This window comes from Cellulomonas biazotea, from assembly GCF_004306155.1.
GTDB classification, from domain to species: domain Bacteria; phylum Actinomycetota; class Actinomycetes; order Actinomycetales; family Cellulomonadaceae; genus Cellulomonas; species Cellulomonas biazotea.
The window spans coordinates 1-5,754 of sequence record NZ_BIMR01000320.1 but is presented as its reverse complement, the minus strand read 5'-3'; the positions used below and the strand labels follow the sequence as shown (position 1 = coordinate 5,754).

Below are 5,754 nucleotides of genomic sequence, written 5' to 3'. Positions count from 1 at the left end.
GGTCGAAGTCGTCGACGAGCTCGACGACTTCGACCCCGACGACGACGAGCGCGCGTCGTTCCGGTAGAAGCCCGAGCCCTTGAACACGACGCCGACGGCCGAGAACACCTTGCGCAGGCGCCCCTCGCACTCCGGGCAGACCGTCAGCGAGTCGTCGCTGAACGACTGCTGGATCTCGAAGGCGTGGCCGCACGCCGTGCACGCGTAGGCGTAGGTGGGCATGGATACTCCTGACGACTGGTCCGCCGGCGCCCGCGGACGGTCGGGCTGCCTGGCACTCGCATGGTCCGAGTGCCAATGCTAACGGCTCGCGCCAGTCCGGCATTCCGCGCACGGCCGTGAGCGCCCCTGCCACGCCCGGGCCGCACCCAGGGCAGCACCCACGGCGACACCCCGACGCGGCCGTCCGCCCGCCCGGGCCTGCACCGCCACGCCGGGACCGGCCCAGTACCCTCGCAAGCGTGTCCCGTCTCCGCCTGGTCCGTGTCGCGTTCGCGACCGTCGCCGTCGTCCTCGTCCTGGCCCTGGTGGCGACCGTCGTCGCCGCGGTCGTCGTCGTGCGGCGCCCGCTGCCCGAGGTGTCGGGCGAGCTGACGATCCCGGGCCTGGACGCGGAGGTCACGGTGTCCCGCGACCCGCGCGGCGTCCCGACGATCACCGCGACGACCCCCGAGGACCTGTTCCGGGCGCAGGGCTACGTGACCGCGCAGGACCGGTTCTTCGAGATGGACTACCGCCGGCACGTGACGGCCGGGCGGCTCTCGGAGCTCGTCGGGGAGAACGCGGACGCCCTCGCGGCGGACAAGGTGATCCGGACGTTCGGGTGGCGCAAGGTCGCGGAGCGCGAGTGGGAGATCGTCGACGAGTCGACGCGTGAGGCGCTGCAGGCGTACGCGGACGGCGTCAACGCGTACCTCGCGACGCGCGACCCGTCGCAGATCGCCGTCGAGTACGCGGTGCTGGGGCTGCGGCTGCACACCCCGGCGCCCCGGGAGTGGGACCCGGTCGACTCGCTCGCGTGGCTCAAGGCGCTCGCGTGGGACCTGCGCGGCAACTACGACCGCGAGCTGGCCCGGGCGCGGACGTTCGCGTCGGTGCAGGACGTCGCGCGCGTCGAGCAGCTCTTCCCGGACTACCCGCAGGACCTCAACACGCCGATCCTCAGCGCGGCACAGGTCGGCACGCAGGTCACGCCCACCGCGGCGACGCACGACCTGGACCTGGCCGACGCGGACCTGCAGCGCGCGCTCGACTCCGCGCAGCAGGCGCTCGACGCGGTGCCGCACCTGGTCGGCGACGGCGAGGGCATCGGGTCGAACTCGTGGGTCGTCGCGGGCGAGCACACCGAGTCGGGTGCGCCGCTGCTGGCGAACGACCCGCACCTGGGCATCTCCGCGCCGGGGATCTGGGCGCAGGTCGGCCTGCGCTGCGCCGAGGTCTCGGACGCGTGCCCGTTCGACGTGACCGGCTTCGCGAACGCGGGCATGCCGGGCGTCGTCATCGGCCACAACGCGGACCTGGCGTGGGGCCTGACGAACCTCGGTGCGGACGTCACGGACTTCTTCCTGGAGAAGGTCGACGGCGACGTCTCGGTGCGTGACGACGGGACGGCGCCGATCCGCGAGCGCCGCGAGACGATCTCGGTGAACGGCGCGTCGAGCGTCGAGATCACGGTCCGGGAGACCGTGCACGGCCCGATCGTCTCGGACGTCCTCGACGTCGACACGGTCGCGGACGCTCCCGTGCCGGAAGGGGCTCCCGGCCGTCAGCTCGAGGTCGCGCTCGCGTGGACGGCGCTGCAGCCGGGGCACACGGCCGACGCGCTGCTCGCGATGGCGACCGCGAAGGACGCCGACGACGTCGCCGCGGTCGCGGCGCTGCTCGAGGTGCCGGCGCAGAACATCGTGTTCGCGACGACCGACGGCCACATCGGCTACCAGGCGCCGGGCCGCATCCCGCTCCGTGCGGACGTCCAGGGCGGGCCGGTCCCGTCGGACGGCTCGTGGCCGCGTCCGGGCTGGGACAGCGCGTTCGACTGGCGCGGGTACGTCGAGCCGGAGCAGATGCCGCGTGCGCTCGACCCGGCGGAGGGGTTCGTCGTCGCCGCGAACCAGGCGGTCACGCCCTCGGGCGTCGGCCCGATGCTCACGACGGACTGGGACTACGGCTACCGCGCGGAGCGGATCCGCACGCAGCTTGAGGAGCTGCTGGCGACCGGGGAGCCGATCGGCGTCGACGACATGGCGACGCTGCAGTCCGACCAGCACAACCCGTACGCCGACGTCCTGGTCCCGACGCTGCTGTCGCTGACGATCGGCGACTCGTTCGACGACGACGGCCAGGAGCTGCTGCGCTCGTGGGACCGGGTCTCGTCGGCGGACTCCGCGGCGGCGGCGTACTTCGCGGCGGTGTGGAAGACGATCCTGCGGCTCGCGTTCGACGACGAGCTGCCCGACGACGCGTCGCCGACGGGTGACTCGCGCTGGCTCGAGGTGGTCCGGCGGCTCGTGGACGACCCGTCGTCGCCGTGGTGGGACGACCGGTCGACGCCGGCCGTCGTCGAGGGGCGCGACGAGATCCTCACGCGCGCGATGGTCTCGGCGCGGCGCCAGCTCACGACGCAGCTCGGCCGGGACGTCGAGGACTGGCGCTGGGGCATGCTGCACGTCGCCGCGCCGGAGCACCCGGTGCTGGGCGGGGAGTCGCTGCCGGGCGTCGTGCGGCGGCTGGTGAACCCGTCGCCGCTGAGCGTGGGCGGCGGCTCGGCCATCGTCGACGCGACGGCGTGGGACGCGAGCTCGCTGACGTACGAGGTCACGGCGGCGCCGTCGATGCGGATGGTCGTCGACCTGGGCGACCTGGACTCCTCGACGTGGGTCAACCTCACGGGGACGTCCGGCCACCCGGCGAGCGTGCACTACACGGACCAGTTCGAGGCGTGGGCGACGGGGGAGACGTTCCCGTGGCCGTTCACGCGCGCCGCGACGGAGGCCGACGCGACGGACCACCTGACGCTGGTCCCGGAGGGCTGACCGGGACGCGCGGTCAGCCGGCGGCGGGCCCCACGGGCTGCCAGCCGTCGGGCGTCGCGACCGCGTCGACCAGCCGGTCGTGCGGCTCCCGGGGGAGCGGACGGCTCGTCGCGTCGTAGAGCTCCTCGGGGTACACGATCGCGACGACGGGTGCGCCGGGCCGTGCGTGCTGCAGCGCCCGGTCGTACCAGCCTCCGCCCTGGCCGAGCCGGGCACCCGAGGTGTCGACCGCGAGCGCGGGCGCGAGGACGACGTCGGCGTCCGCGAGGGCCTGCGCGCCGAGCGTCGGGCCACCCGGCTCGGGCGGTCGACCGGGCGCGCGCTCGCGCAGGTCCTCGGCGCCCGCGTACTCGGCCCAGTCGCGCTGCAGTCCCTGCCCGAGCACGGGCAGCAGCAGGCGCACCCCGCGGGCCGCGAGCGCGTCGAGCAGCGGGACGGTGCCCGGCTCGGAGGGTCGCGCCGCGTAGACGGCGACGCACTGCGCCTCGGCGACGGCGGGGATGGACGTCACGACGTCGGCGAGCGCGGTGGCCGCCGCCTCGCGCCGTCGGGGGGAGCGCGCGGTGCGTGCCTCGCGCACGGCCCGGCGCAGCCGCTCCTTCACCTCCTCGACCTCGTCACCCTCGGAGGCGTGCGGGTACGGCTGGGCGGCGCTGCTCATGGGGTCCAGTCTGACCCACGTCCCGGGCGCCCGTGGCCGCTCCCGTCCGTGAACATCCGGAGACCTGCGCGGGCAGCACATGGCGCCACCTGGAACAACGGACGAATGTCACAGAAGGCGTGACGCGGACCACTGCGCCCCCGCACCGGGCCGCCTAGCATCGCGGGATGAGCGCCCACGGACTCGCACAGGCCCAGCGCAAGATGACCGACGGCGGTGTGCACCCCACCGCCGTCGACGTGTTCACCCGCTTCTACGGACTCCTGGAGTCGGGGGAGACGGGGGTGATCCCCGAGAGCGGCGTCACGCCGCTCACCGACGTCCCGCACCTCGACGACCTCGACGTGGACGACGCGGCGGCGCGCGAGGCGCTCGCGGTGACGGCGGTCGTCAAGCTCAACGGCGGGCTCGGCACGTCGATGGGCATGGACCGCGCCAAGTCGCTGCTGCGGGTCCGTGACGACGCGACGTTCCTCGACGTCATCGCCGGCCAGGTCCTCGCGGCCCGGGAGGCCACGGGCGCCCGGCTCCCGCTGGTCCTCATGAACAGCTTCCGGACGCGCGACGACACCCTCGCGGCGCTCGCCGGCTACCCGGACCTGCTGGTCGACGGCCTGCCGCTGGACTTCGTGCAGAACCGCGAGCCGAAGCTCCGCGCCGACGACCTCACGCCTGTCGAGTGGCCCGCCGACCCCGACCTCGAGTGGTGCCCGCCCGGCCACGGCGACCTGTACACGGCGCTGCACGCGTCGGGCGTCCTCGACGCGCTGCTCGACGCCGGCTTCCGGTACGCGACGGTGTCGAACTCCGACAACCTCGGTGCGTCGCCCGACGCCCGGATCGCCGGCTGGTTCGCGCAGTCCGGCGCGCCGTTCGCCGCCGAGGTCGCGCGCCGGACCCCCGCGGACCGCAAGGGCGGGCACCTGGTCGTCCGGACGTCCGACGGCCGGATCGTGCTGCGCGAGTCCGCGCAGACCCCGGCGCAGGACGCCGACGCCGCGGGTGACATCGACCGGCACCGCTACTTCAACACGAACAACCTGTGGCTCGACCTGCGCGCGCTGCGCGCGGAGCTGGACCGCACGGGTGGGGTCCTCGACCTGCCGCTCATCCGCAACGAGAAGACCGTCGACCCGAGCGACAAGACGTCGACCAAGGTCGTGCAGATCGAGTCGGCCATGGGTGCCGCGATCGAGGTCTTCGACGGGTCGGTCGTGCTCGAGGTGGACCGCTCGCGGTTCCTGCCCGTCAAGACGACGAACGACCTGCTGGTGCTGCGCTCCGACGTGTACCGGCTCGAGCCGGACCACCGCCTGGCCGCGCAGGTCGAGGCCCCGTTCGTCGACCTCGACGACGACCACTTCAAGACCATCGCGGCGTTCGACGCCCGGGTCCCCGCGACGCCGTCCCTCGCCGGTGCGACGTCGCTGCGCGTGCGCGGCGACTGGACGTTCGGCACCGGCGTCGTCGTCACGGGCGATGCCGTGCTCGACGACCCGCGCGCGCCGGCGCAGGTCCCCGACGGCGCGCACGTCGGCCCGGACGGGATCGCCTGACGCCCTTCCCTGGGCGCCCGCCGCGCGCGGTCCCGGCTGCGTCGACACGGCAGCGGGGTCGTCGCGCCGCGGGTGGGGCCCAGCAGGGCAGAATGCGCGCATGAGATCCGTGCAGGACCACCTGGCCGCGGTGCTCGCCGCGGTCGGCCCGGTCGCGCCGCTCGACGTCGTGCTGCACGACGCGGTCGGCTGCATCCTCGCGGAGGACGTCGTCGCCCAGCGCGACCTGCCCGTCCGCGCCCTCGCGGCCCGCGACGGGTACGCCGTGGCCGCGCACGACACGGCCGTCGCCGCCGGGTACGCGGCGTCCCGCGCGCTCCCCGTCGCGCACGACGCACGACCCGGCGCCGACGCCCCGCTGCGCCTCGTCCCCGGTCAGGCGGTGCGCGTCGCGTCGGGGGCCGCGCTCCCGCTCGGCGCAGACGCCGTCGTCCCGCTCGAGGAGACCGACCGGGGCGCCGCGCAGGTCGCGATGCAGCGCCCCGCCGTCGCAGGCCAGCACGTG

The 5,754-nt window shown here is 74.7% G+C and carries 4 protein-coding genes and 1 pseudogene; 3 read left to right on the top strand and 2 right to left on the bottom strand.

Annotated features, from left to right (window positions below; all coding sequences use genetic code 11):
• Nucleotides 1-222, bottom strand: a 222-nt coding sequence (locus tag CBZ_RS17740; protein ID WP_281274902.1) for an FmdB family zinc ribbon protein, incomplete at its 3' end; no start/stop codon positions are given.
• Between the two features lie 239 nt (nucleotides 223-461).
• On the opposite strand from CBZ_RS17740, the gene CBZ_RS17735 reads away from it, so the two are divergent.
• A complete protein-coding gene (locus CBZ_RS17735; RefSeq protein WP_130782802.1) occupies nucleotides 462-3,032 on the top strand; it encodes a penicillin acylase family protein in 2,571 nt (856 codons plus the stop codon).
• Between the two features lie 13 nt (nucleotides 3,033-3,045).
• Here CBZ_RS17735 and CBZ_RS17730 read toward each other — a convergent pair whose 3' ends face one another.
• A complete protein-coding gene (locus CBZ_RS17730) occupies nucleotides 3,046-3,693 on the bottom strand; it encodes a 5-formyltetrahydrofolate cyclo-ligase (RefSeq protein ID WP_130782801.1) in 648 nt (215 codons plus the stop codon).
• Nucleotides 3,694-3,860: 167 nt separating this feature from the next.
• On the opposite strand from CBZ_RS17730, the gene CBZ_RS17725 reads away from it, so the two are divergent.
• On the top strand, nucleotides 3,861-5,249 hold the full coding sequence (locus CBZ_RS17725) for a UTP--glucose-1-phosphate uridylyltransferase (protein WP_130782800.1): 1,389 nt from the start codon (nucleotides 3,861-3,863) through the stop codon (nucleotides 5,247-5,249).
• 100 nt (nucleotides 5,250-5,349) lie between these two features.
• Nucleotides 5,350-5,754 (top strand): annotated as a pseudogene (locus tag CBZ_RS17720) (molybdopterin molybdotransferase MoeA); the annotation flags it as partial.

Coding starts and splice junctions, on each gene's coding strand:
- CBZ_RS17730 (WP_130782801.1), bottom strand. CDS start 3,693: ATGAGCAGCGCCGCCCAGCCGTACCCGCACGCCTCCGAGGGTGACGAG.
- CBZ_RS17725 (WP_130782800.1), top strand. CDS start 3,861: ATGAGCGCCCACGGACTCGCACAGGCCCAGCGCAAGATGACCGACGGC.